The sequence below is a fragment of the Pseudomonas sp. SWRI81 genome (assembly GCF_014268545.1).
Classification (GTDB): Bacteria; Pseudomonadota; Gammaproteobacteria; order Pseudomonadales; family Pseudomonadaceae; genus Aquipseudomonas; species Aquipseudomonas hamedanensis.
Genome location: NZ_JABWQS010000039.1, coordinates 38,542 through 61,705, shown reverse-complemented (window position 1 = coordinate 61,705; position 23,164 = coordinate 38,542). Strand labels below are relative to the sequence as shown.

Genomic DNA, 23,164 nt, shown 5'->3' with positions numbered 1-23,164 from the left:
CGGTCGCTGCGCTCCCACGCCCGGATCAATCCCTCCACTCAGCCTTCCGACGTCGCCCGTGGATCAAGATCAAAAGCAAGCGAGCTGACACTCGACCTAACGGCGAACGTGGAGACTGTAGGAGCTGCCGAAGGCTGCGATCTTTTGATCTTGCTTTTGCTCTTGTAGGAGTTAGCCTGCTCGCGATGGCGGTGGGTCAGGCGGCAGTGACATCGGCTGGTCGGACGCTATCGCGAGCAGGCTCACTCCTACAGGGACCGGAGCTCAGGTCAAAAATTGTGGGGTAGCACAAACCCTTGTGGGAGCTGGCTTGCCAGCGATGGCGGTCTGATGGACAAGGCTCTCCAACGTCCATCTCCGGCAAAAAACAAGGAATGTTTCCCGCGCCGCGCAGTCGGAGTTCAGGTACTACCTATCTGAAAGAGGTTCACCGATGAACAGCAAAACCCTAATTGCCAGCCTGGCCCTTGTCGCCGGCATCGCCGGGATCACGCCCATTGTTCAAGCGGCGCAAACCTCCAGCGACCCCTCCGTGCAATCGCCGACCAGCGACCGCCAACTGAAGGTCAACGACCGCGCGCCGGAGATGTATCAGCGCGAAGACAAGGCCCTGAAGAACTGGAAAGCCAAAGGTCTGAAAGCACCGATCGAGCAGGCGCAGTGGGTGCAGATCAATGACAAGTACGTGATGGTGATGATCACCAATGGCACGATTGTCGAGATGCAGCCGGTCGAGCGATAGGCCGGAATGCCGGGGGGGCGTCTACAACAGCTCCCCCTTGTCCCAAAGATGCACCAGCTCCCCCGGCGCCCGATCCTCCGGCACTTTCAGCACCATTTCTCCGGACTGATAGCGCACCTCAATCTGATAGAAGCGTTGATCGCCACGTCCGGATTCGCTGGTGTCCAGCGGCAAACAGCCCTCCAGCACCGAGCAAATCCTTGAGCGTTGGCTGATGTCGCATTGCGCGAATTCTATTTCGCGTGGACGGCTCAGGCTGTGGATTGCTGCAACGCCACCCTGGCGAGACACTCGCAAAACGGAATCGTCGCCTAACTCGGGTAGCGTTTTCATACAGCCTCCTCGGATTATTCGATGCCGACCTGTGCCCAGGCTTGCTGCACTGCGTCGGCTGCTTCGGCGCCGAAGCGCTGGCCGGCGTGGTCGATCGTCAGTTTGGCGAAAGCGTCGAACGTTGCGTCCTGGTTCAAGCGGTCATCGCACAGCGTGTCGTACCAGATTCGTCCGGCTTTCTCCCACGCGAATCCGCCAAATGCGCGGGCTGCCAGATAAAACGCGCGGTTGGGAATGCCGGAATTGATGTGCACGCCGCCATTGTCTTCGCTGGTGATGACGAACTTGCGCATGTGCTCCGGTTGAGGATCCTTGCCCAGCAACGGGTCGTCATACGCCGTGCCGGGGTGCGACATCGAGCGCAGGCCCTTGCCCTGAATCTTTGGCATCAGCAGGTCGGCGCCGATCAGCCAATCGGCTTGTTCGACCGTATGCCCAAGTGTGTACTGCTTGGTCAACACGCCAAACACATCCGACAGCGACTCGTTCAACGCGCCGGACTGGTTGGCGTAAACCAGCCCCGCCTCGCTCTCCGTGACGCCGTGCGCCAGTTCGTGGGCAATGACGTCCAGCGAACGGGTGAAGCGCTGGAAGATTTCGCCGTCGCCGTCACCGAAGACCATTTGCGCGCCGTTCCAGAAAGCATTCTCGTAGCCCTGGCCGTAATGCACGCTGCCGATCAGGGCGAATCCCTGATTATCGATCGAGTCGCGACCGAGCACTTTCCAGAAGAAATCATAGCTGGCGCCCAACGCATCGTAGGCCTCATCGACCGCCGGATCGCCTGACGGCGGCTGGCCTTCGAGGCGCACCGGCATGCCCGGCAGGAGCATTTTGTTTTGCGCATCATGCACGCTGCGCCGGGCCAGCCCGGGTTTGCTCGCTTGCGGCAGAACCGCGCGCGCCGGCGGCTGGGAAGGGCGGCCGGGGTTGGGCAACAGACTGCGCACATGATTGAGCGTCTGCATCGCGGCGTTGCGCTGCGGCTCCGAACCGTGAGCAATGATGCGGTTGAGGATGTAGGGCGGGATGAAACTGCGCAGCAATCGAGAGTCGGTCATCAAAGCATCCTTGTCGTCATACGATGTCGATACACATGTGAGCGGCAACGCGTGTTTTCGGTTCCATGGATTGCCATCGTCGACGGATTCTGCGAAAAACGCCATCCGCGCCCGACCGGGCCATCGTGAATGAGTTAACCAACATGACAAACGAACTGCAAATCATCGACCTGCAGCCAGGCACCGGCAAAGCCGCGGTCAAGGGTGCGCTGATTACCACTCAATACACAGGCTGGCTGGAAGACGGCACAGAATTCGATTCGTCCTGGAGCCGGGGCAAACCATTTCAGTGCGTGATCGGCACTGGTCGGGTTATCAAAGGCTGGGATCAAGGCTTGATGGGTATGCAGGTGGGCGGCAAACGCAAATTGCTGGTGCCGGCGCATCTGGGTTATGGCGAGCGGACCATGGGCAAGATTCCGCCGAATTCGAATCTGCTGTTCGAGATAGAGTTGCTGGAGGTTTTGACGCGGGAGGATTGAGGTTAACTGCCTTTACGCTTGGGAATAAATCTGATGGATATTTGGCAAGTCGTTTCGCAAGTGACCGATTGGTTGGTTGAAAAGCATGGAACGCGTGGCGGATCGAATTACAACTACATGTATATCTTGTCCGTTGCAGCGGGAGTGGGGAGTTGGGTGGTTAGCAAGGAGTTGCTTGGCAAGCGCAAAAAGCTCAAGGCGAAGGTGGCTCAGGACCTCCAGGCCAAGCCGATAAGCGTGAGCTCCTTTACTCAGCAGAATGGAAGGATAATCAAGACCACCGGGACCTTGGTTCGAAGGGAAGGGGTGTATACCGTAACGGTGGTTCGTCAGGACGATAAGGACAGTGCCAAGTCATCCAGCGGACCATTGCATACGCTGGATGACGTCGACGTTTACCTCCGCGCCCACACGTCCTTTATCCTCGCTGACTTCCGCATTCAGGTTAATTGACGACGATCCTCAGCAGATCGCTTGTCAGACCCATTGCAATGGTGAGCCTGACGGAAAGCAAATATCCACCTCCAGCTTTGCCGCAGCCGAGAGGTTGACCAGAGCGTCCAGCGAAAACTTGTCGATTTTCCCGTTGAGTACATCATTGAGGCGCGGCTGCGAGATTCCCAATCTCTGTGCAGCGTCTTTTTGAGGCAGCTCCCAGGCTCGAATGGTCTCGCACAGCGAGCGCATGAGCTTGGCTCGCAAACGCATATTGGCCGCTTCCCGAGGCGTGTCTTCCAGTGCATCCCAGACACTCGAGAATCGTTGAGATGAGTCTTGATGTTCCTTCATGGTTTAACCTATTTCCTGATATCTGGCCCGGGCCAGTTCGATATCTCTTGTTTCCGTTTTGCGCGTGGTCTTATGCATGGCGTGCAACACGTAGATTGCATCGGGTCGGTTGACCACATAGAACACACGAAACGCCCCTGAGTCTTCGGTGATTCTGATTTCGTTGACGCCACGTCCTACGGTTCTCATGGGGCGCCAATCGTGGGGATCATCACCCTGTTGCAAAAGATCCAGCTGAAACCCCGCCGCCCTTCGCGCGTCAAGCGGGAACGCTTTCAGATCCTTCAACGCGCTTCCCACGAACACCACATCCTTGTGTCTTGGCATCGACTTATCCTGTGTCAAAAGGAAAAGCGTAATAGCTGAACACGAGTGGTGACAGTGAGTTGTATTGCAAGAAATGCCTGCGCAACATCCGATGTTCAGATTATATCAGAAGCGATATAAATCAAGTCGCAGACGTACCGTTTCACAATTTTTATCGCTGGGGTTCTTCCGGGGCCCGAGCCGCTAACGTTAGCGTTTACAACGTTGCGGGATGCAGCGATAGATCGCCGGTTCGCCCAAACCGCTCCCGATAAACCGAAGGCGGTACGCCCACCACGCTGCGAAACGCCACACGAAAACTCTCCACCGAACGATAGCCGCAGCGTTGGGCGATTTGCTCGGTGTGTTGGTGGGTGCTTTCCAGTAATTCTCGCGCCCGCGCCAGGCGTTCATGCTGCAGCCACGCCTTGGGCGATTGGCCGCTGGCTTCGGTGAAGCGCCGCAGAAAGGTGCGCTCGCTCATTGCCGCTTCACTGGCCAGATCGCGCACTTCCAGCGGTTCGTGCAGGCGTTCGCGGGCCCATTGCATCACTCGCGACAGGTCGCTGCGCGGTGTCGGGCTGACGGGCGTGGGGATGAACTGCGCCTGACCGCCGGTGCGTTGCGGCGACATGACCAGTCGCCGTGCCACGGCGTTCGCGACCTGCGTGCCGAAGTCACGCGTCACCAGGTGCAGGCAAGCGTCTATGCCGGCCGCGCTGCCTGCCGAAGTGATCAGCTGACCGGCGTCGACGTACAGCACGTCAGGATCGACCTCGATGGCCGGGAAGCGTTGCGCCAGTTCGGCGGTGTAGCGCCAATGCGTGGTAGCGCGATGGCCGTCGAGCAAACCGCTGGCCGCAAGGACAAATACTCCGGAGCAGATCGACAGCAAACGAGCGCCGCGGGCATGCGCCTGACGCAACGCCGCGATCAATGCTGGCGGCACCGGCGCGTTACGGTCGCGCCAGCCGGGAATGACGATGGTACGCGCTGCGGCGAGCAGCTCCAGGCCGCCGTCAGCCAGTACCTGAATACCGCCCATGGCGCGCATCGGGCCTTGGTCGACGGCGGCAATCGCGTGTTCGTACCAAGGGAAATCGAACTCCGGCCGGGCCAGGCCGAAGATCTCCACGGCGATGCCAAACTCGAAAGTACAGAGGCCGTCATAGGCCAGAATCGTAACCAGTCCTGGTGAAGTCGGCATTTGGCGGAAAGTTCCCGGTCGGTGTCTTGTACGCCACTGTAGCGCCAGGCGGCGGCTCGATAAAGTCTGTTTACACCCGCAGACATAGGAGCAATACCCCATGACCAGCCTGGTTCGTACTATTCCCGCAGCCCCGTCGGCCATCGCCCTGATGCATTTCAGCAATCGTCTGACTTTCGAAACCGATTGTTCTGACGTCTTCAGTAGCCAGGAAGCCGGTGAGGTTGATTTTGTTCTGGTCGATGTGCGCGGGCCGTTGGCCTTCGAGCGCGGGCATGTGCCGGGGGCGATCAATATTCCGACGCGGTTGTTGACGGCCGAAAGCCTGGCGGACTATGCGAAAAGTACCCTGTTCGTGGTCTATTGCGCCGGTCCGCATTGCAACGGCGCGAACAAGGCGGCCGTGAAACTGGCGGCGCTGGGCTACCCGGTCAAGGAGATGATCGGCGGCGTGACGGGATGGCTGGACGAAGGCTTTAAGCTGAGCGTGGCGCCGGTCGCCAACACACCTGTCGCCTGCGCATGCTGATACTTGTGGCGAGGGAGCTTGCTCCCGCTCGGCTGCGCAGCGGTCGTAAAATCATGGGGGCCGCTGCGCGACCCAGCGGGAGCAAGCTCCCTCGCCACAATTTGCATGTCCGTTGTGTTTTTCCTGCGCGAATAAAGGTCCTGTCCTACAGCCTTTGCACCACCGCGGCGCACGCGTTGACTCCGGTCAATGGGTCCGCCGATCTTCTGTAAGTATTTGTCGCTTAAAGACAATTGCCTCCGTGCGCGGCGCCATAGACTGCCGGCCACTTCGGTGTTTGCTGTTAAAAAGCCATTGCCGAACGCTGAATCGAAAGCTGCCAATAAAAGCCTCCGCACGGGAGTAATAAATGAAAAAGCTAGTGATGTTCGGTGCCCTGGCACTGTCGATGTTGTCCTTGACCGCGGTGGCTGCAGACGCCAAGCCGATCCGCATCGGTATCGAAGCCGGGTATCCGCCATTCTCGATGAAAACCCCTGACGGCAAACTGACCGGTTTCGACGTCGATATCGGCGATGCGCTGTGCGCACAGATGAACGTCAAATGCACCTGGGTCGAGCAAGAGTTCGATGGCCTGATCCCGGCACTGAAAGTGAAGAAAATCGACGCGATTCTATCGTCGATGACCATCACCGATGACCGCAAGAAAAACGTTGATTTCACCATCAAGTACTACCATACCCCGGCGCGCTTCGTGATGAAGGCTGGCTCGGGCGTCAAAGACCCGCTGACCGAACTCAAGGGCAAGAAAGTCGGCGTGCTGCGCGCCAGTACCCATGACCGTTACGCCACCGAGGTGCTGGTCCCGGCCGGGATCGAACTGGTGCGCTACGGCTCGCAGCAGGAAGCTAACCTGGACATCACCTCGGGTCGTCTGGACGCGATGCTGGCCGACTCGGTCAACCTCAGCGACGGCTTCCTGAAAACCGACGCCGGCAAAGGCTTCGAATTCGTCGGCCCGACTTACGAAGACGCCAAGTACTTCGGCGGCGGCGCCGGCATCGCAGTGCGCAAGGGCGATACCGCGCTGGCCGAGCAGTTCAACAAAGCCATCACCGAAATCCGCGCCAATGGCGAGTACAAGAAAGTGCAAGGCAAGTACTTCGACTTTGACGTGTACGGCCATTAATACGCCGTAGAAAAAAGTGGCCCCGTTTGCGCGGTGGCCACTTTTTTTGCACTCTAAATTCACCGATCCCCTGTAGGAGTGAGCCTGCTCGCGATAGCGGTTCGTCAGTCAATGATGATGTTGAATGGTAAACCGCTATCGCGAGCAGGCTCACTCCTACAGGGGTGTCGGCGTGATCCGGATAGCAAGGAGTTTCCCATGCAACGCATCGACCATGTCCTGCCCTGGAGCCATTTGGGCAGCGAGCGCTCGCTCAGCGTGTTCCGTTACGGCACCGGCAACCGCAAAGCGTACATCCAGGCCAGCCTGCACGCCGATGAACTGCCAGGCATGCGCACCGCGTGGGAACTCAAGCTGCGCCTCAACGAGCTTGAACAGCAGGGCCGCCTGCAGGGCGTCATCGAGTTGGTGCCGGTGGCCAACCCGATCGGCCTGGACCAGCACCTGCAAGGCAATCACATGGGCCGTTTCGAACTGGGCAGCGGCAAGAATTTCAACCGCGCCTTCGTCGAACTCAGTGCCCCGGTTGCGGCGCTGGTGGGCGAGCGTCTGGGCGCGGATGCCGAGGCCAACGTGGCGTTGATCCGCGAGGCCATGGGGCAGGTGTTTGCTGAATTGCCGGCGCCGGCCTCGCAACTTGAGGCTCTGCATCGACTGCTGCTGCGCCACGCATGCGACGCCGACATCACCCTCGATTTGCATTGCGACTTTGACGCTGCGATTCACCTCTACGCGCTGCCGCAGCACTGGCCGCAGTGGCAATCGCTGGCCGCGCGGCTGCAAGCGGGCGTAGCGTTGCTCTGCGAAGATTCCGGCGGCAGCTCGTTCGATGAGTCCTGCTCGACGCCGTGGTTGCGTCTGGCCAAATCATTCCCGAACGCGGCGATTCCGCCGGCGAATCTGGCGACCACGCTGGAGCTGGGCAGCATGGGTGATACCCGCGTCGAACAAGCCCGGGCCAATTGCGAAGCAATCCTTGGCTTTCTCGCCGAGCAGGGCTTGATCAGTGGTGAATGGCCGGCAGCGCCGAGCGAGTGCTGTGAGGGCCTGCCGTTCGAAGGCACCGAATACCTGTTCGCGCCGCACCATGGCGTGGTGAGTTTCTTGCGCAATGCCGGTGAGTGGGTAGAGCAGGGTGACGCGCTGTTCGAGGTGGTCGATCCCTTGCAGGATCGCGTGACCACCGTGCGCGCCGGCACCAGCGGCGTGTTGTTTGCGATTGATCGCGGGCGTTATACCGAACCGGGGATCTGGCAGGCGAAAGTGGCGGGGCGGGTGGCGTTTCGTACAGGCAAGCTGACCAACGACTGACAGCGTGTGGGTGAAGGTGCGGGCCTCTTCGCGAGCAGGCTCACTCCTACATTTTGCAATGCGTTCCCCCTGTAGGAGTGAGCCTGCTCGCGATAGCGACATCAGCCACAGCACAAAATTTGGATCCTCACCCGAGGATGTTAGGCTCCCATCCGAACCCGACACTCTGTGAAGGAACGCTCCAATGCTGAAAATATTCGCCCTGCTGACCTTGCTCGCATCCACCGCCGTCCACGCCCAGACCACCCTGCAAACCGACCTGCCGCTCAAGTACCTCGAACAGGTCCACGCCGACGCCGAGCCGCGTCCGCTGGTGATTTTTCTGCACGGTTACGGCAGTAACGAGGCCGACCTGATCGGTATGAAATTTCAGCTACCGGCGCAGTACAACTACCTGTCGGTGCAGGCGCCGATGGCGTTGGGCGAAGGGCGTTACCAGTGGTTTCGCAAAAAAGGCGAAGGCGCCTACAACGGCGAGACCGACGATCTGAAGGCCAGCGGCGAGAAACTGCGTCACTTCATTGCTCAGGCGGCGAAGAAATACCACACGACCACGGACAAGGTGTACCTGGTCGGCTTCAGCCAGGGCGCGATGATGAGCTACGAAGTGGGCTTGCGCCCGCCCGCCATCGTGGGCGGGTTCGCGGCGTTGAGCGGGCGTCTCTTGCCCGTGCTGAAAAGCGAACTGAAGCCAGGGCAGCCGCCGCTGCCGGTGCATGTTTTCATCGGCCACGGCACCGCAGACGATCCGGTGCCTTATCGCCACGGCACGGAAGCCGATGCACTGTTGCAGAAACTCGATTACAAGCCCGAGTTCCACGCTTATCCCGGCGTCGGCCACAGCATCAGTGCGGCCGAGCTGCGCGACTTGAATGGCTGGTTGCAGCGGCTCAATCCTTGACGATGGTTTTCACCAAGGCGTCGTGGGCCTTCTTGTCGCTGGCCCGGGAGATCACCTGAACCAGCGCCATCTTCGTCCCGGAGCCGGCCATCAACGTGGTGTTGAGGGTCTGGCCGCCGCCCTGCGTGGCAGTGCTGTCAACCTGACGCAGGCCCAGGCCGGTGCCTTTCTGGGTCAGGCTCTTTTCGCTGAGCTTGTTGAAATCCGGCAGGGCCTTGCGTTGATCATCGATGAAACTCGACACGCTGCCATCGAGGAATTCGCCGTCGTTGTCCTTGACGTTCTGCCCGGCGGGAATCTGGTTTTCGGCGGTGATGACCACGGTTTTTGTGGTCTGGTTGGTGTACATCGTGCCCTGGGCGCCACTGGGGCTGACCGGCAGCGGCTCAGCGACAAAGCCCTTGGGCAGGACAAAGGTGAGCTTGCCGTCGAGCATCGAGACTTTCTCGGTTTTGACTTTTTCCCTGGCAGCGTGCGCGTTGATCGCACCGAGACCGGCGACAGTCGCCAACAACAGGACGGCGGCTTTTCTGCTCAGCAATGACATGTGAATCTCCGGTGAATGGTCGTGCGAGGCGGGCGATCATCCCACGCAGAGCGCGATCACTCCAGCCCGGCTCATCTGGACAAGAGGCAACTGTGGCGAGGGAGCTTGCTCTCGCTCCAGTGCGCAGCATGGGTAAAAGCGGACACCGTGGTGCGTCCGATGTATTGGGTCGGATGGTTTTGGGGGCGCTTCGTTACCCAGCGGGAGCAAGCTCCCTCGCCACAGAATTGTCTCAGGCTTGAGAGGATGAGGTTTTGGCGGGGGCGGGTCTGGCCAGCAGTTTGCGCGTCACTCCGAGCATCGCCACCGACACCGCCACTCCCACTGCAAAACCGCTGAGGCCCATGCTTGGCAAGGTCAAGGCTGACACCAGGCAGAACGCCGAAAACGAATACATGCCGGTCGCGGTTGCGCGCAGTAATGCAGCGGTGAACGCCGGTCCGCGTGTCTGTTGCGAGAACACTGCCATGACGCTGCCCAGCACCGGAAACACCGCGAGCAGGCCGCTCCAGCGTTCGCCGACGGTGCTGGCGAGCATCGTCACCACCAGCGTCAGCGCTGCACCGGCAATCATCCGCCAGATCAGTTTGTCCGACTTCGGCGCTGGCCCGTTCAATATCGGCTGCACCTCTGGGAACAGATAAGGCGAAGCGAGCAGCGCCACCGCCGCCGCGATCACCGAGAACGGCAACGATGCCGGAATCACGGACAGCATCAGCGCCAGCATGCCCCAAACTGACAGTGAAACCATCAATGCCAAAGGCCAGTTCGCCCGTTGCGCGACCTGCGCGTAAGTGATGCAGAACGCAATCATCGCGAACATTGCCGACAGCGCCGCCACCGCCGATTGCGCGGCAAATTGCGGTCCCTGTTCAATGGCGAGGAAAAACAGAATCGGCCCGACCACCACTGGCAACCCCGACAGCCAACCGGCCACGCTCGGCCCCCAACGTTTGCCTGCCAGGGAAATCAGCAGCAGAAATCCGGGAATCAGCAGCAGTTTGAGGATCAGCACGCAGGTGTCTCCGTCGGGTGGGGTGAGCCACGTTAGCATTGCCGACTGAAGATTGCTGCCTATGTGTGCGGTTTTTGTATACAAAGTTCGGACATCGAATCGGCTATGCTCCGACTGTCAGGGCATGCCGGAGTCGATAACGCAATGAGCAGAACACTAAAGGTCCTGTCCGGCATCGGCGTGTGGGCCTTGTTGCTGATGCCGGCCTGGGCCAATTGGCAGGACGCTGTGCCGGGCGCACGCATCATCGGCAGTGGTGATTTCAGTGTCTGGGGCTTCGATGTCTACAGCGCGCGCCTGTGGAGTGCCGCGCAACCGCTGGCGCCAGGGCAACCCTTCGCGCTGGAACTGATCTACCGGCGCTCGCTGTCCCGGGACGAACTGGTCAAGGCCAGTGTCGATGAAATAAAACGTCTGGCGGGCCCTGGCGTCAGCCCTGTGCAACTGGCCGGCTGGCAGCGTCAGATGGAGCAAGCGTTTATCGATGTGCAGGCCGGCACGCGCATTACCGGCGTCTATCTGCCGGGGCAGGGCGCGCGTTTTTTTGTGGGTCAGCAGTTACAGCACGCGGTGAACGATCCGCAGTTCGCGCAGGCGTTTTTCGACATCTGGCTGGATCCGCGCACGCGCGACCCTCAATTGCGCGAGCAGTTGCTAGGGGCAAGTCAGTAAGATCTAAAGATCGCAGCCTTCGGCAGCTCCTACACGAAATTGCATCCCAATGCAGGAGCTGCCGAAGGCTGCGATTTTTTGTTCTTCAAGGCTTTGGTCGAAACGTCTAAGCTGCGTCTTTTCGACTTGTTTCTGGATGTGTGCGTGAAATTCAGCTTGCCCAAAATCGCCACCGCGCCGTTTTGCCCGCCGGAAGTGGCCGGTAGTGTCGCGGTCGATCCAACTGCCTCGTTCTTCAAACGCGTGCTGCGTTTCGCCGGCCCCGGTTTGCTGGTGTCGATCGGCTACATGGACCCGGGCAACTGGGCGACGGCCATCGAGGCCGGATCGCGTTTTGGTTACAGCCTGTTGTTCGTGGTCTTGCTGGCGAGCCTGGCGGGGATGGTCGTGCAATGCCTGTGCTCGCGGCTGGGCATCGCCACCGGGCGCGACCTGGCGCAGCTGTCCCGCGAGCGCTACAGCCCGGCGACCGCACGGCTGCAATGGGGACTTGCGGAGGTCTCGATCATCGCCACCGACCTCGCTGAAGTACTCGGCTGTGCGCTGGCGTTTCACCTGTTGCTCGGTTGTTCGCTGACCTTCGGCATTGCCCTGACAGCGTTCGACACGCTGCTGGTGCTGGCCCTGCAGAACCGCGGTTTCCGCCGTCTGGAGGCGATCATGCTGGTGCTGGTCGCGACCATCGGCGTGTGCTTTTTCGTCGAGCTGTTGCTGATCAAACCGTACTGGCCAGACGTGGCGCAGGGTTTCAAACCCTCGCTGTCAGCCCTCAGCGATGCCGCGCCGCTGTACTTGGCGATCGGCATTCTTGGGGCGACGGTAATGCCGCATAACCTCTATCTGCACACCTCGATTGTGCAGACCCGCATGATCGGCAAGGACCTGGCGAGCAAGCAGGACGCGGTGAAGCTGGCGCGCATCGATACCATCGGTTCGCTGGCCCTGGCCCTGCTGGTCAACGCAGCGATTCTGATCCTCGCCGCCGCAGCCTTTCACCAGTCCGGGCATACCGACGTGGTGGATATCCAGGATGCTTATCACCTGCTCGACCCGCTGGTTGGCGGTGCGCTGGCCAGCGTGTTGTTCGGCGTGGCATTGCTCGCCTCCGGGCAGAGTTCGACCTTCACCGGGACCATTGCCGGACAGGTGATCATGGAAGGCTATCTGAACCTGCGCATCCCGTGCTGGCAGCGACGCTTGCTGACGCGCGGGCTGGCGCTGATTCCGGCGTTTATCGGCGTGTGGCTGTTGGGCGATGGCGCGGTCGGCAAATTACTGGTGCTCAGTCAGGTGGTGTTGAGTCTGCAACTGCCGTTTGCCTTGTATCCATTGATCCGCATGACCAATGACCGGCAATTGATGGGGCCTTTTGTCAATCGCTGGCCGACGCGGGTGCTGGCGTGGGGGTTGTTTGTGTTGATCAGTGGGGCGAATAGCTGGTTGATTTTGCAGTGGGTGGTTTGAGCCATAAATGTGTGTTGACTGCGACAGGCCGCTTCGCGAGCCTGCTCGCGAAGACTGATCATCAGACGCCGCCAAGATTGAAAAGTGGAACCCGCCCATTGAGCGAAGGCCTGTAACTCCAGCTCAGGCACTTGAGGTCAAGGCCACTGGCAAGGATCTCCTTCAAGGTCGCAGCGGCGATACACATCGCCAGCCCTTGCCCCGGGCACTCATGCCGACCGCTGCCAAAACTGAAACTGCGCCGGTTTGGTCGGTCGAGCAGAAACCGCTCCGGCTGGTCATTCAGCGCCGGATCACGGTTGGCCGAGGCCAACAACAGCACAATTACATCACCTGCCTCAAGCCGCATGCCGTCGATATCGCAGCAAGTTGCAACGAAGCGGCGTGTGTTCTGCACGGGCGGATCGAAGCGCTGGACTTCCGCCAGCAGCTCCTCCAGCGGTGCCCCGCGCAGATCTGGCTGACGACTCAACGTCACCAATGCATTGCCGATCAGCCCGGCGCAGGCGTCGTAGGTCTGCGAGCAGAGGCCGATCAGGTTGGCGAGCAATATGTCTTCGTCGCCCTCGAAACGCTGTGTGATGCCCCTGAGCAAAACGCTCTGCGCAACAGGGTCAGCCAATAGCTCGATGAAACAGCCGCGTAACTGTGCCGCTGCGGCATGGGCGGCGGTGATTTGCAGCTCATTGCTCAAGGGTGACAGGCAGGCGACAAAATCAGCGGTCAGTTCGCTGATCGTGCGGCTCTGCGCTGGCGAGAAACCGAGCAATGTCGCGACGACGGCTACCGGGCCGCGGAACATCGCTTTATAGAGTCCGTCGGCATTTGCTGAAAATAGCCTCGCGGCGACTAAATCCTGGACGTCGGTTTCGTTGATCAACCCGAGCGTAGGCTCGATGGCCGCGCGCGGGCAGCGCTGGCCGGCGCCGTCATTCATGCGCATCAATTGGCCGAAGACCACGCCGGCCGGGCCTTGCCCAATGGCATGAGGCACCGGTTCCTGCACCGGGCGCACCCGGCACTCGGTATGCGCCATCACCGCACAGACTGCCCGCGCGCTGCTGGCGACCCACAGCTTCAGCTCGCGGTGAAAGGTCAATCCGCCCGCAGTGCGAAGTTCGGCGTAATAAGGATAGGGATCGGCGTGAGTCGCAGCGATGATCGGGTCCATGATTGGCGGCCTTGTCAGTGGAGAAAGTGTTGCTACTATCTCCAGTCATTGCAGGCGACGATTCGTTGGGGAGCGAAATATGCACGCAGAGCATCACGACATCGGCGTCTCGCACGTCGCCGCCGCCATCGCCGAACCGGCGCGGACGAGGATGCTCTGTTCGCTGATGGACGGCCACGCCCGCACCAGCACCGAGCTGGCGACCATCGCCGACGTCAGCGCTTCCACCGCCAGCGCCCACCTGAGCAAACTCAAGGAGCTGGCCCTGGTGCGCCTGCACGTACAGGGCCGGCATCGTTATTACAGTCTGGCCGACCCGCGCGTCGCTCAGGCGCTGGAAGCGTTGATGGTGATCGGTCAGAACGCCGCGCCGAGTTTCAAGCCGCACACGCCGGATCGTCTGCAATTTGCCCGCACTTGCTACGACCACATGGCCGGCACACTGGCGGTGTTGCTGCATGACCGCTTGATGGAGGCGGAATGGCTGCTGCCCGCCGATCAGCAGGCGTATCGCTTGAGCGCCAGTGGCGAGGCGTTGTTGCTGGGGTTGGACATCGAAGTGCATCACCTGGCTACGCTGCGCCGCAAATTTGCCTGCCCGTGCCTGGACTGGAGCATGCGCCGGCCGCATCTTGGCGGATCGCTGGGAGCGGCATTGCTGCAAACGGCACTGAAGCGCAAATGGCTGACGCAGGACCTGGACAGCCGGGCGTTGGGTTTGACGGCACTGGGGCGCAAGGAGATCAGTGCGCGGTTTGGGCTCGAACTGGCGAGTGAAAACATCCAGATCAAAACGCCGCAGCCTTTGAGTGTTGAGGGTGTTTACACTTCCTGAACAATCCCATCGTTCGAATGTGGGAGCGGGCTTGCTCGCGAAGACGGTGTGTCAGGCGCTGCGATTTTGAATGTGCCGACCTCTTCGCGAGCAAGCCCGCTCCCACAAGGACGTCCAGCCGTCGAGGGGGTGTCGACCCGCTTGTGTCACAGTGGTGGAATCTATACTGTATATGCACACAGTATAGAGCCCGTGCCATGCAAATCATCGACAAGCTCAGCATCCTCGCCGACGCCGCCAAGTACGACGCCTCCTGCGCCAGCAGCGGTGCGCCCAAGCGCAGTTCCGAAGGCAAGAGCGGGCTGGGTTCGACCGATGGCATGGGCATCTGCCACAGCTACACGCCGGACGGCCGCTGCGTGTCGTTATTGAAGATTTTGCTGACCAATTTTTGCCTTTACGATTGCCAGTACTGCGTCAATCGCCGCTCCAGTGATGTGCCCCGGGCACGTTTCACCCCCGAAGAAGTTGTCGCGCTGACCATGGATTTCTACCGGCGCAATTGCGTCAGCGGCTTGTTTCTAAGCTCCGGGATCATTCGTTCGGCGGACTACACCATGGAGCAACTGGTGCGCGTGGCGAAGCTGCTGCGTGAGGAACACGAGTTTCGCGGCTATATCCACCTCAAGACTATTCCAGAGGCCGATCCGGCATTGATCGAAGAAGCGGGGCGTTACGCCGATCGCCTCAGCGTCAACATCGAATTGCCCACCGATGCCAGCCTGCAGACGCTGGCGCCGGAGAAAGACATCGCCTCGATCAAGCAAGCGATGAACACCATCTACACCGGCGTGCAGACGGTATTGAACGAGCCGCGCTCGGCGAAATTCGCCCCGGCCGGGCAAAGCACGCAACTGATCGTCGGCGCCGATGACACCGATGACAGCACCATCCTCCACAGCGCTCAATCCTTGTATGGCAACTTCCGCCTGCGCCGGGTCTATTATTCGGCGTTCAGCCCGATCCCCGACAGCCCGAAAAGCGTGCCGCTCGCCGCGCCGCCGCTGATGCGCGAGCACCGTTTGTATCAGGCTGACTTTCTCCTGCGCAGTTATGGCTACAGCGCAGACGAATTGTTGAAAGGGCCGGGCAATCTGGCGCTGGATATCGATCCGAAACTCGCATGGGCATTGGCAAATCGCGAGGTGTTCCCGCTGGACCTGAACCGCGCCGAACCGTCGTTGATCGCGCGCATTCCCGGCATCGGGTTGCGCACCACCGAGCGCCTGGTCGAGCTGCGCCGCCAGCGCCGCATCCGCTACGAGGATGTGGCGCGGATGCGCTGTGTACTGGCCAAGGCCAAGCCGTTCATCATCACCAGCGACTACCATCCGCAGCAGGCCGAAGTCACCAGCCATATGCTCTATCAGCAATTGCGCGACCGACCGATGCCACAACAGATGGGGTTGTGGGGATGATCAGTCTTGATTGCGATGATCTGTTCGACACCTGGCGCCAGCAGGCGCGCTGGTTGCTCAGTCATGAAGTCGACCCGAGTCGGGTGGGCTGGGCGGCGGAAGGGGTGGGCGATCTGTTTGCCAGCGATGAACGCGTGCCTGAAGAGCAGGGGCCGTTCCAGGCGCGCATTCCGCGTGCGCTGCTCGATACCCTGGAGCAGGCGGCACAGTATTGTGGCGAGCAGCGCTGGAGCCTTTTGTATGAAGTGCTCTGGCGTGTGAGCCACGGTGACCGCACCGCGATGATGGCCGGCGACAAACTGGGCAGCGAGCTGCAACGCCGCCTCAAGCAAGTGCACCGCGAGGCCCATCATCTACATGCCTTCGTGCGCTTCATCGAGCGACCGGGGGATTTGCCCGGCCCGCAATACGTGGCGTGGCACGAACCGGCGCACGACATTCTGCACAGCGCCAGCGCACATTTCATCGGACGCATGGGCCAGCACCGCTGGTTGATCGCGACCCCGCGTGACGGGGTGTATTACGACGGCGAACAGCTGATTCATCAACGCCAATGCCCCGTCGAATGGCAGCAGATGGCGCAAAACGTCGACGATCCCCATGGCGATTTGTGGTTGACCTACTACAGCCACATCTTCAACCCGGCGCGGTTGAACCCAAAGGTCATGCAGGGGCATTTGCCCGCGCGGTTCTGGAAGAATTTACCGGAGGGGGAGCTGATTCCGGGGCTGATTACCCAAGCGCGGATGGGCAAGCAGCAGAATGGGCAGGCGAGCGGGATCTCGAGTCGCTCGGGCAAGCGAATCACCTTGAAATAGAAGATCACAGATCGCTCTGTAGGAGCTGCCGAAGGCTGCGATCTTTTGATCTTTTTGTAGCCCAACAAAAAAGCCCTCCATCAATCACTCAATGGAGGGCTTTTTCGGTATCAACAACCGTCAAATCAAACCTTGACGATCCAGCCCGCTGGCGCTTCGATGTCGCCGGTCTGCACACCGGTCAGCTCTTTGTAGAGCTTCTGGGTCACCGGGCCCACTTCGGTTTCGCTGTGGAACACATGCAGATGGTCGTTGTAGCTGATGCCACCGATCGGGGTGATTACCGCCGCGGTGCCGCAGGCCCCGGCTTCCTTGAAGTCCGACAGTTTGTCGATCAGCACGTCGCCTTCAACCACTTCCAGGCCCAGACGCGATTTTGCCAGTTCGATCAGCGACAGGCGGGTGATGCCTGGCAGGACGGACGGCGAGTTCGGGGTGACGAACTTGTTGTCGTGGGTGATCCCGAAGAAGTTGGCCGAACCGACTTCTTCGATCTTGGTGTGAGTCATCGGATCGAGGTAGATCGCGTCGGCGAAGTTGGCTTTCTTGGCTTTCGAGCCCGGCATCAGGCTGGCGGCGTAGTTGCCACCGACCTTGGCCGCGCCGGTGCCTTGTGGGGCGGCGCGGTCGTAGCTGGAAATCTGGAAATTGTGCGGGGTCAGGCCGCCCTTGAAGTAGGCGCCGACCGGGATGCAGAAGATCGAGAAGATGAACTCGGGCGCGGTACGCACGCCGATGTTGTCACCTACGCCGATCACGAACGGGCGCAGATACAGCGCGCCGCCGGTGCCATACGGCGGGATGAAACGCTCGTTGGCGCGAACCACGGCTTTGCAGGCTTCGATGAACTGCTCGGTGTCGACCGTCGGCATCAGCAGGCGCGCACAGCTGCGCTGCATGCGCAGGGCGTTCTGGTCCGGACGGAACAGGTTGATCGAACCGTCCTTGCAGCGATAGGCCTTCATGCCTTCGAAGCACTGCTGGCCATAGTGAAGGGCAGTGGAGCCTTCGCTGATGTGCAGGACGTTATCTTCGGTCAGGGTGCCTTTGTCCCACTCGCCATTGCGAAAGTACGACAGATAGCGCTTGTCGGTCTTGATGTAGTCAAAACCCAGCTTGTCCCAATTGATGCTTTCGTTACCCATGACACCCTCTATCACTGAACAACCGCCGAAACGGTTCAAGGCTTCTGACGTTTTTTTGGATGGGCACAACAATACTTCATTCTGGGGCGGTTTCGCAGCTTGTGGCGAGGGGATTTATCCCCGCTGGGCTGCGAAGCGGCCCCTTTGGCTCGGATATCTGACGCCTGGCGGTGACTTGTTCTGGGGTTGCTGCGCAACCCAGCGGGGATAAATCCCCTCGCCACAGGGGCATTCAGCTGCAACTGTTACAGATGCAACGCATGCCCCAGCGCACGCAACGCCGCTTCCTGCACCGCTTCACCCAGGGTCGGGTGCGCATGGATGGTGCCGCCGATGTCTTCCAGCCGCGCACCCATCTCCAGGCTTTGTGCAAACGCCGTCGACAATTCCGACACCCCGACGCCCACCGCTTGCCAGCCGACAATCACATGGTTGTCACGACGAGCGACCACACGCACGAAGCCGCTTTTGGACTCCAGCGTCATCGCCCGGCCGTTGGCGGCGAACGGGAAGCTGGAAACGATGCAGTCGATGCCCGCAGCCTTGGCTTCGTCCGGCGTCTTGCCGACCACTACCAGTTCCGGGTCGGTAAAGCACACCGCAGCAATGGCCGTCGGGTTGAATTCGCGGGTCTTGCCGCTGATCAGTTCGGCAACCATCTCACCCTGGGCCATGGCGCGGTGCGCAAGCATCGGTTCGCCGCTAACATCGCCGATGGCGTAGACGTTGAGCATGCTGGTCTGGCAACGGTTGTTGATCTTTATCGCCGAACCGTTCATGTCCAGATTCAGCGCTTCAAGGTTAAAACCTTGGGTGTTGGGTTTGCGCCCGACCGCGACCAGCACCTGATCGGTTTCCAGGTTCAGGGTTTCGCCCTCAGGATCGCGCACCTGCAACGTGCCGTCGAAACCCAGCACGCTGTGCTTGAGGTAGAGCTTCACGCCCAGTTGCTTCAATGCGTCATGCACCGGTTGCGTCAGCTCCTCGTCATAGGCCGGGAGGATGCGATCCTGCGCCTCGACCACGCTGACTTCAGCCCCCAGCTTGCGGTAGGCGATACCCAACTCCAGGCCAATGTAACCGCCGCCGACCACGGTCAGGCGTTTTGGCACCGACGTCGGCGCCAGTGCTTCGGTGGACGAGATGACCGGCCCGCCAATCGGCAGGATCGGCAAGTTGACGCTGGTCGAACCGGTGGCCAGCACCAGATGCTCACACTGAATGCGCGTGTCGCCGACTTCCACGGTCTTGCCATCAATGATTTTCGCCCAGCCGTTGATGACCTGAACCTTGTTTTTCTTCAGCAATGCAGCGACACCGGTGGTCAGGCGGTCAACGATGCCGTCCTTCCACTCGACGCTCTTGCTGATGTCGAGAGTCGGCGCGGACACGTTGATGCCCAGCGCAGAATGCTCGCTGTGGTGCCGGGTCTGGTGGAACTGCTCAGCCACATGGATCAGCGCTTTCGACGGGATGCAGCCGATGTTCAAACAAGTGCCGCCCAACGATTGGCCCTCGACCAGAATGGTCGGGATACCTAGCTGTCCGGCGCGAATCGCCGTGACGTAACCGCCGGGTCCACCGCCGATGATCAGCAGCGTAGTGTTCAAAGATTGCATGGCTGGCTTACTCCACAAACAGAGTGGCAGGTTGTTCGAGCAAGCCACGAATGGCCTGGATGAAGAGTGCCGCGTCCATGCCATCGACCACGCGGTGATCGAAGGAACTGGAGAGGTTCATCATCTTGCGAATCACCACCTGGCCTTTGACGACCATCGGCCGTTCGACAATTTTGTTCACGCCGACGATCGCCACTTCCGGCAGGTTCAGTACTGGTGTGCTGACGATGCCGCCCAATGCGCCGAGGCTGGTCAGGGTGATGGTCGAGCCGGACAACTCGTCGCGGCTGGCCTTGCCGTTGCGTGCAGCGTTGGCCAGACGGGAAATCTCCGCGGCGCTGTCCCACAAGCTGCGGGCTTCGGCGTGACGCACCACTGGCACCATCAGGCCGACATCGCTTTGCGTGGCGACGCCGACATGCACCGCGCCGAGGCGGGTGATGACCTGGGCTTCGTCGTCATAACGGGCGTTCATCTGCGGGAAGTCGCGCAGTGCAACAACCAGTGCGCGCACGAGGAACGGCAGCAGGGTCAACTTGCCGCGGCTGGCGCCATGCTTTTCATTCAGATGCGCGCGCAGTTCTTCGATCGCGGTGACGTCGATTTCCTCGACGTAACTGAAGTGCGCGGCACGCTGAGTGGCGTCCTGCATGCGCTGGGCGATCTTGCGGCGCATGCCGATAACCTGAATCTGCTCTTCATCGTTGCGTTGGGTGTAAGCGGCAGCAGCGGGCGCCGAAGCGTTCGCCTGACCCTGGGCCAGATAGGCTTCAAGGTCTTCGTGCAGGATGCGACCGGCAGGACCGGTGCCTCGCACCAGACGCAGTTGAATGCCCAGATCCAGCGCATGTTTGCGCACGGCCGGCGAGGCCAGCGGGCGCTCATCGGCTTCGCGGGCAACCACCGGACCCTGGCAAGCCGGTGCGGGGCGCGGTGCCGCAGCAGGTTTGTTCTCGACAATGGTTTCGACTTTCGGTGCAACTGGCGCCTCTTTAACCGGAGCCGGGGCCGCCGATTCTTTCAAATTGCCGGCGCCTTCCACTTCAATACTGATCAGCACACTGCCGACCGCCATCACTTCACCCGGCTGACCGCCGAGGGCGATGACCTTGCCGTGTACCGGGGACGGAATATCGACCATTGCCTTGTCGGTCATCACATCCGCCAACACCTGATCTTCAACCACCAGATCGCCGACCTTGACGTGCCACTGCGACAGTTCTACTTCTGCGATGCCTTCGCCGATGTCCGGCATCTTGATAACGTGCGTGCCCATTCAGACCTCCATGACCCGTTTCAACGCCGCGCCCACGCGGGACGGCCCTGGGAAATACGCCCACTCTTGCGCGTGCGGGTAGGGCGTGTCCCAACCGGTGACGCGTTCGATCGGCGCTTCCAGGTGATGGAAGCAATGCTCTTGCACCAGCGACACCAGTTCGGCGCCGAAACCGCAAGTGCGCGTGGCTTCGTGAACCACCACGCAACGGCCGGTTTTCTTCACCGATCTGACGATGGTCTCTAGGTCCAGCGGCCACAGGCTGCGCAGGTCGATGACTTCGGCATCGACGCCGGATTCTTCAGCAGCGACTTGCGAGACGTACACGGTGGTGCCGTAGGTCAGCACCGTCACATCCTTGCCCGGGCGGGTGATCGCGGCGACGTCCAGTGGCACGGTGTAATAACCGTCCGGCACCTGGGCTTGCGGGTGTTTCGACCACGGCGTTACCGGGCGATCGTGATGGCCGTCGAACGGGCCGTTATACAGGCGTTTCGGCTCGAGAAAGATCACCGGGTCATCGTTTTCGATGGAGGCAATCAGCAGGCCTTTGGCGTCATACGGGTTGGATGGCATGACGGTGCGCAGACCGCAGACCTGAGTGAACATCGCCTCGATGCTCTGGCTGTGGGTCTGGCCGCCGTAGATGCCGCCGCCGCAAGGCATGCGCAGGGTCATCGGCGCGGTGAACTCGCCGGCCGAGCGATAACGCAGACGCGCGGCTTCAGAGATGATCTGGTCGGAAGCGGGGTAGACGTAATCGGCAAACTGAATTTCGGCGACCGGGCGCAAGCCATAAGCGCCCATGCCGACGGCGACACCAACGATGCCGCTCTCGGAGATCGGCGCGTCGAACACCCGCGAGGTGCCGTACTTGGTCTGCAGGCCTTCGGTGCAGCGGAACACACCGCCGAAGTAGCCGACGTCCTGACCGAACACGACGACGTTGTCATCACGCTCAAGCATCACATCCATGGCCGAGCGCAGGGCCTGGATCATGGTCATGGTGGTCGTGGTCATGGCGGTTTCCAACTGAATATTGTTGTTGTGATCGTTCATGTCAGATTCCCAACTGCTGACGCTGGCGCTTCAAGTGCTCCGGCATCTCTTTGTAGACGTCTTCGAACATGGTCGCGGCGCTGGGAATCTGGCCACCGGCGAGGGTGCCGTACTGTTCGGCCTGTTTCTGCGCAGCAATCACTTCGGCTTCGAGTTCGGCGCTGACGGCGGCGTGCTCTTCTTCCGACCAGTGGCCAACCTTGATCAGGTGCTGTTTCAGGCGTGCGATCGGATCGCCGAGGGGGAAGTGGCTCCAGTCATCGGCGGGGCGGTATTTGGACGGATCGTCGGAAGTCGAGTGCGGGCCGGCGCGGTAGGTGACCCATTCGATCATGGTCGGGCCGAGGTTGCGGCGGGCGCGTTCGGCAGCCCAGGCCGAGGCCGCATAGACCGCGTAGAAGTCGTTGCCGTCGACACGCAGCGAGGCGATGCCGCAACCGACGCCGCGTCCGGCGAAGGTCGTCGCTTCACCGCCGGCGATGGCCTGGAAGGTCGAAATCGCCCACTGGTTGTTGACCACATTGAGAATCACCGGCGCCCGATAAACGTGAGCGAAGGTGAGGGCAGTATGGAAGTCCGATTCGGCGGTGGCGCCGTCACCGATCCACGCCGAGGCGATTTTGGTGTCGCCCTTGATCGCCGAGGCCATGCCCCAGCCCACGCCCTGAATGAACTGGGTGGCGAGGTTGCCGGAAATGGTGAAGAAACCGGCGTCCTTGACCGAGTACATGATCGGCAACTGCCGGCCCTTGAGCGGATCGCGCTCGTTGGACAGTAGTTGGCAGATCAGATCGACCAGCGGCACGTCGCGGGCCATCAGGATGCTTTGCTGGCGGTAGGTCGGGAAGCACATGTCATCGATGTTCAACGCCAGGGCCTGGGCGCTGCCGATGGCTTCTTCGCCGAGGCTCTGCATGTAGAACGACATCTTTTTCTGCCGCTGGGCGACCACCATGCGGTTGTCGTAGATGCGCGTCTTGAGCATGGCGCGCATGCCCTTGCGCAGAATCTCGACCGGCACGTTTTCGGCCCACGGCCCGAGGGCGTTGCCCTGATCGTCGAGTACGCGAATCAGGCCACGGGCCAGGTCGGCGGTATCGGCCGGTTCTACATCGATGGAAGGTTTGCGCACCGTACCCGCATCGGTCAGATGCAGGTAGGAAAAGTCGGTTTTACAGCCGGGACGGCCCGAGGGTTCAGGGACGTGCAGGCGCAGCGGTTCATACGCTTGGGTCATGGCTTCTACGCTCGATCTTGTGAATTTCTTGTAGTGAGCTGGCAGTCATTCCTGGGTAGAGGAAATCTTGTCCTACAACAATCATAGGCCCGGCGAAG

At 60.7% G+C, this 23,164-nt stretch carries 25 protein-coding genes; 12 read left to right on the top strand and 13 right to left on the bottom strand.

Annotated features, from left to right (window positions below):
- Positions 1 to 433: 433 nt before the first annotated feature.
- Positions 434 to 742 carry an RcnB family protein gene (locus HU765_RS20970; RefSeq protein WP_186551842.1) on the top strand — a complete coding sequence of 103 codons (309 nt, stop codon included), beginning with the start codon at positions 434 to 436 and terminating at the stop codon, positions 740 to 742.
- 21 nt (positions 743 to 763) lie between these two features.
- On the opposite strand, the gene HU765_RS20965 is transcribed toward HU765_RS20970, so the two are convergent.
- Both HU765_RS20965 and HU765_RS20960 read right to left on the bottom strand, forming a co-directional pair.
- Entirely contained in the window at positions 764 to 1,075 is a 312-nt protein-coding gene (locus HU765_RS20965; RefSeq protein WP_186622700.1) for a protealysin inhibitor emfourin, read from the bottom strand.
- Positions 1,076 to 1,089: 14 nt separating this feature from the next.
- Positions 1,090 to 2,136: a M4 family metallopeptidase gene (locus HU765_RS20960; RefSeq protein WP_186622699.1), complete on the bottom strand. Its 1,047-nt coding sequence runs from the start codon at positions 2,134 to 2,136 to the stop codon at positions 1,090 to 1,092.
- Between the two features lie 143 nt (positions 2,137 to 2,279).
- Between HU765_RS20960 and HU765_RS20955 the strand changes: the two genes are divergently transcribed.
- Positions 2,280 to 2,618, top strand: coding sequence for an FKBP-type peptidyl-prolyl cis-trans isomerase (locus HU765_RS20955; RefSeq protein WP_186622698.1), 339 nt, complete (start codon positions 2,280 to 2,282; stop codon positions 2,616 to 2,618).
- A 33-nt stretch (positions 2,619 to 2,651) separates the two neighbouring features.
- Positions 2,652 to 3,071, top strand: coding sequence for a hypothetical protein (locus HU765_RS20950; RefSeq protein ID WP_186622697.1), 420 nt, complete (start codon positions 2,652 to 2,654; stop codon positions 3,069 to 3,071).
- Positions 3,072 to 3,095: 24 nt separating this feature from the next.
- Here the strand turns inward: HU765_RS20950 and HU765_RS20945 are convergent, their stop codons facing one another.
- The 3 genes from HU765_RS20945 to ftrA all read right to left on the bottom strand — a co-directional run bounded on the left by HU765_RS20945 (position 3,096) and on the right by ftrA (position 4,920).
- The gene (locus HU765_RS20945) at positions 3,096 to 3,407 is read right to left on the bottom strand and encodes an XRE family transcriptional regulator (RefSeq protein WP_186622696.1); all 312 of its coding nucleotides are present in this window, start codon (positions 3,405 to 3,407) and stop codon (positions 3,096 to 3,098) included.
- A gap of 3 nt (positions 3,408 to 3,410) precedes the next feature.
- Entirely contained in the window at positions 3,411 to 3,734 is a 324-nt protein-coding gene (locus HU765_RS20940; RefSeq protein ID WP_186622695.1) for a type II toxin-antitoxin system RelE/ParE family toxin, read from the bottom strand.
- 196 nt (positions 3,735 to 3,930) lie between these two features.
- Positions 3,931 to 4,920 (bottom strand): transcriptional regulator FtrA, encoded by a 990-nt coding sequence (gene ftrA / locus HU765_RS20935; protein ID WP_186622694.1) that lies wholly within the window; start codon positions 4,918 to 4,920, stop codon positions 3,931 to 3,933.
- Positions 4,921 to 5,020: 100 nt separating this feature from the next.
- On the opposite strand from ftrA, the gene HU765_RS20930 reads away from it, so the two are divergent.
- The 4 genes from HU765_RS20930 to HU765_RS20915 all read left to right on the top strand — a co-directional run bounded on the left by HU765_RS20930 (position 5,021) and on the right by HU765_RS20915 (position 8,790).
- On the top strand, positions 5,021 to 5,449 hold the full coding sequence (locus tag HU765_RS20930; protein ID WP_186622693.1) for a rhodanese-like domain-containing protein: 429 nt from the start codon (positions 5,021 to 5,023) through the stop codon (positions 5,447 to 5,449).
- 349 nt (positions 5,450 to 5,798) lie between these two features.
- Positions 5,799 to 6,578, top strand: a complete 780-nt coding sequence (locus tag HU765_RS20925; protein ID WP_186622691.1) for an ABC transporter substrate-binding protein — start codon at positions 5,799 to 5,801, stop codon at positions 6,576 to 6,578.
- Between the two features lie 198 nt (positions 6,579 to 6,776).
- On the top strand, positions 6,777 to 7,889 hold the full coding sequence (locus HU765_RS20920; protein WP_186622688.1) for a succinylglutamate desuccinylase/aspartoacylase family protein: 1,113 nt from the start codon (positions 6,777 to 6,779) through the stop codon (positions 7,887 to 7,889).
- Positions 7,890 to 8,073: 184 nt separating this feature from the next.
- On the top strand, positions 8,074 to 8,790 hold the full coding sequence (locus HU765_RS20915; RefSeq protein WP_186551852.1) for a prolyl oligopeptidase family serine peptidase: 717 nt from the start codon (positions 8,074 to 8,076) through the stop codon (positions 8,788 to 8,790).
- Here the strand turns inward: HU765_RS20915 and HU765_RS20910 are convergent.
- Complete coding sequence (locus tag HU765_RS20910) at positions 8,780 to 9,337, bottom strand: hypothetical protein (RefSeq protein WP_186622686.1); 558 nt, start codon at positions 9,335 to 9,337, stop codon at positions 8,780 to 8,782. The genes HU765_RS20915 and HU765_RS20910 overlap by 11 nt on opposite strands.
- Before the next feature lie 232 nt (positions 9,338 to 9,569).
- The gene (locus HU765_RS20905; RefSeq protein WP_186622684.1) at positions 9,570 to 10,352 is read right to left on the bottom strand and encodes a hypothetical protein; all 783 of its coding nucleotides are present in this window, start codon (positions 10,350 to 10,352) and stop codon (positions 9,570 to 9,572) included.
- A gap of 144 nt (positions 10,353 to 10,496) precedes the next feature.
- On the opposite strand from HU765_RS20905, the gene HU765_RS20900 reads away from it, so the two are divergent.
- Together HU765_RS20900 and HU765_RS20895 are read left to right on the top strand one after the other, a co-directional pair.
- Positions 10,497 to 11,024, top strand: a complete 528-nt coding sequence (locus tag HU765_RS20900) for a chalcone isomerase family protein (RefSeq protein ID WP_186622682.1) — start codon at positions 10,497 to 10,499, stop codon at positions 11,022 to 11,024.
- Positions 11,025 to 11,189: 165 nt separating this feature from the next.
- Positions 11,190 to 12,488: an Nramp family divalent metal transporter gene (locus HU765_RS20895; RefSeq protein ID WP_186622704.1), complete on the top strand. Its 1,299-nt coding sequence runs from the start codon at positions 11,190 to 11,192 to the stop codon at positions 12,486 to 12,488.
- 61 nt (positions 12,489 to 12,549) lie between these two features.
- Here the strand turns inward: HU765_RS20895 and HU765_RS20890 are convergent, their stop codons facing one another.
- Positions 12,550 to 13,659, bottom strand: coding sequence for a cytochrome P450 (locus HU765_RS20890; protein WP_186622680.1), 1,110 nt, complete (start codon positions 13,657 to 13,659; stop codon positions 12,550 to 12,552).
- A gap of 79 nt (positions 13,660 to 13,738) precedes the next feature.
- On the opposite strand from HU765_RS20890, the gene HU765_RS20885 reads away from it, so the two are divergent.
- From HU765_RS20885 to HU765_RS20875, 3 genes are all read left to right on the top strand, one after another.
- Positions 13,739 to 14,494: a helix-turn-helix transcriptional regulator gene (locus tag HU765_RS20885; protein ID WP_186622678.1), complete on the top strand. Its 756-nt coding sequence runs from the start codon at positions 13,739 to 13,741 to the stop codon at positions 14,492 to 14,494.
- Between the two features lie 197 nt (positions 14,495 to 14,691).
- A complete protein-coding gene (locus HU765_RS20880; protein WP_186551858.1) occupies positions 14,692 to 15,912 on the top strand; it encodes a putative DNA modification/repair radical SAM protein in 1,221 nt (406 codons plus the stop codon).
- Positions 15,909 to 16,730, top strand: coding sequence for a TIGR03915 family putative DNA repair protein (locus HU765_RS20875; protein ID WP_186622676.1), 822 nt, complete (start codon positions 15,909 to 15,911; stop codon positions 16,728 to 16,730). The genes HU765_RS20880 and HU765_RS20875 overlap by 4 nt, the downstream gene beginning before the upstream one ends.
- Before the next feature lie 125 nt (positions 16,731 to 16,855).
- On the opposite strand, the gene HU765_RS20870 is transcribed toward HU765_RS20875, so the two are convergent.
- From HU765_RS20870 to HU765_RS20850, 5 genes are all read right to left on the bottom strand, one after another.
- Positions 16,856 to 17,875 carry a branched-chain amino acid aminotransferase gene (locus HU765_RS20870; protein ID WP_186551860.1) on the bottom strand — a complete coding sequence of 340 codons (1,020 nt, stop codon included), beginning with the start codon at positions 17,873 to 17,875 and terminating at the stop codon, positions 16,856 to 16,858.
- A 245-nt stretch (positions 17,876 to 18,120) separates the two neighbouring features.
- Entirely contained in the window at positions 18,121 to 19,494 is a 1,374-nt protein-coding gene (gene lpdA / locus HU765_RS20865) for a dihydrolipoyl dehydrogenase (protein WP_186622674.1), read from the bottom strand.
- Positions 19,495 to 19,501: 7 nt separating this feature from the next.
- Positions 19,502 to 20,770 (bottom strand): dihydrolipoamide acetyltransferase family protein, encoded by a 1,269-nt coding sequence (locus HU765_RS20860; protein ID WP_186622673.1) that lies wholly within the window; start codon positions 20,768 to 20,770, stop codon positions 19,502 to 19,504.
- Positions 20,771 to 21,829, bottom strand: coding sequence for an alpha-ketoacid dehydrogenase subunit beta (locus HU765_RS20855; protein ID WP_186622671.1), 1,059 nt, complete (start codon positions 21,827 to 21,829; stop codon positions 20,771 to 20,773).
- A gap of 1 nt (position 21,830) precedes the next feature.
- Positions 21,831 to 23,066 carry a 3-methyl-2-oxobutanoate dehydrogenase (2-methylpropanoyl-transferring) subunit alpha gene (locus tag HU765_RS20850; protein WP_007952906.1) on the bottom strand — a complete coding sequence of 412 codons (1,236 nt, stop codon included), beginning with the start codon at positions 23,064 to 23,066 and terminating at the stop codon, positions 21,831 to 21,833.
- Positions 23,067 to 23,164: the final 98 nt, after the last annotated feature.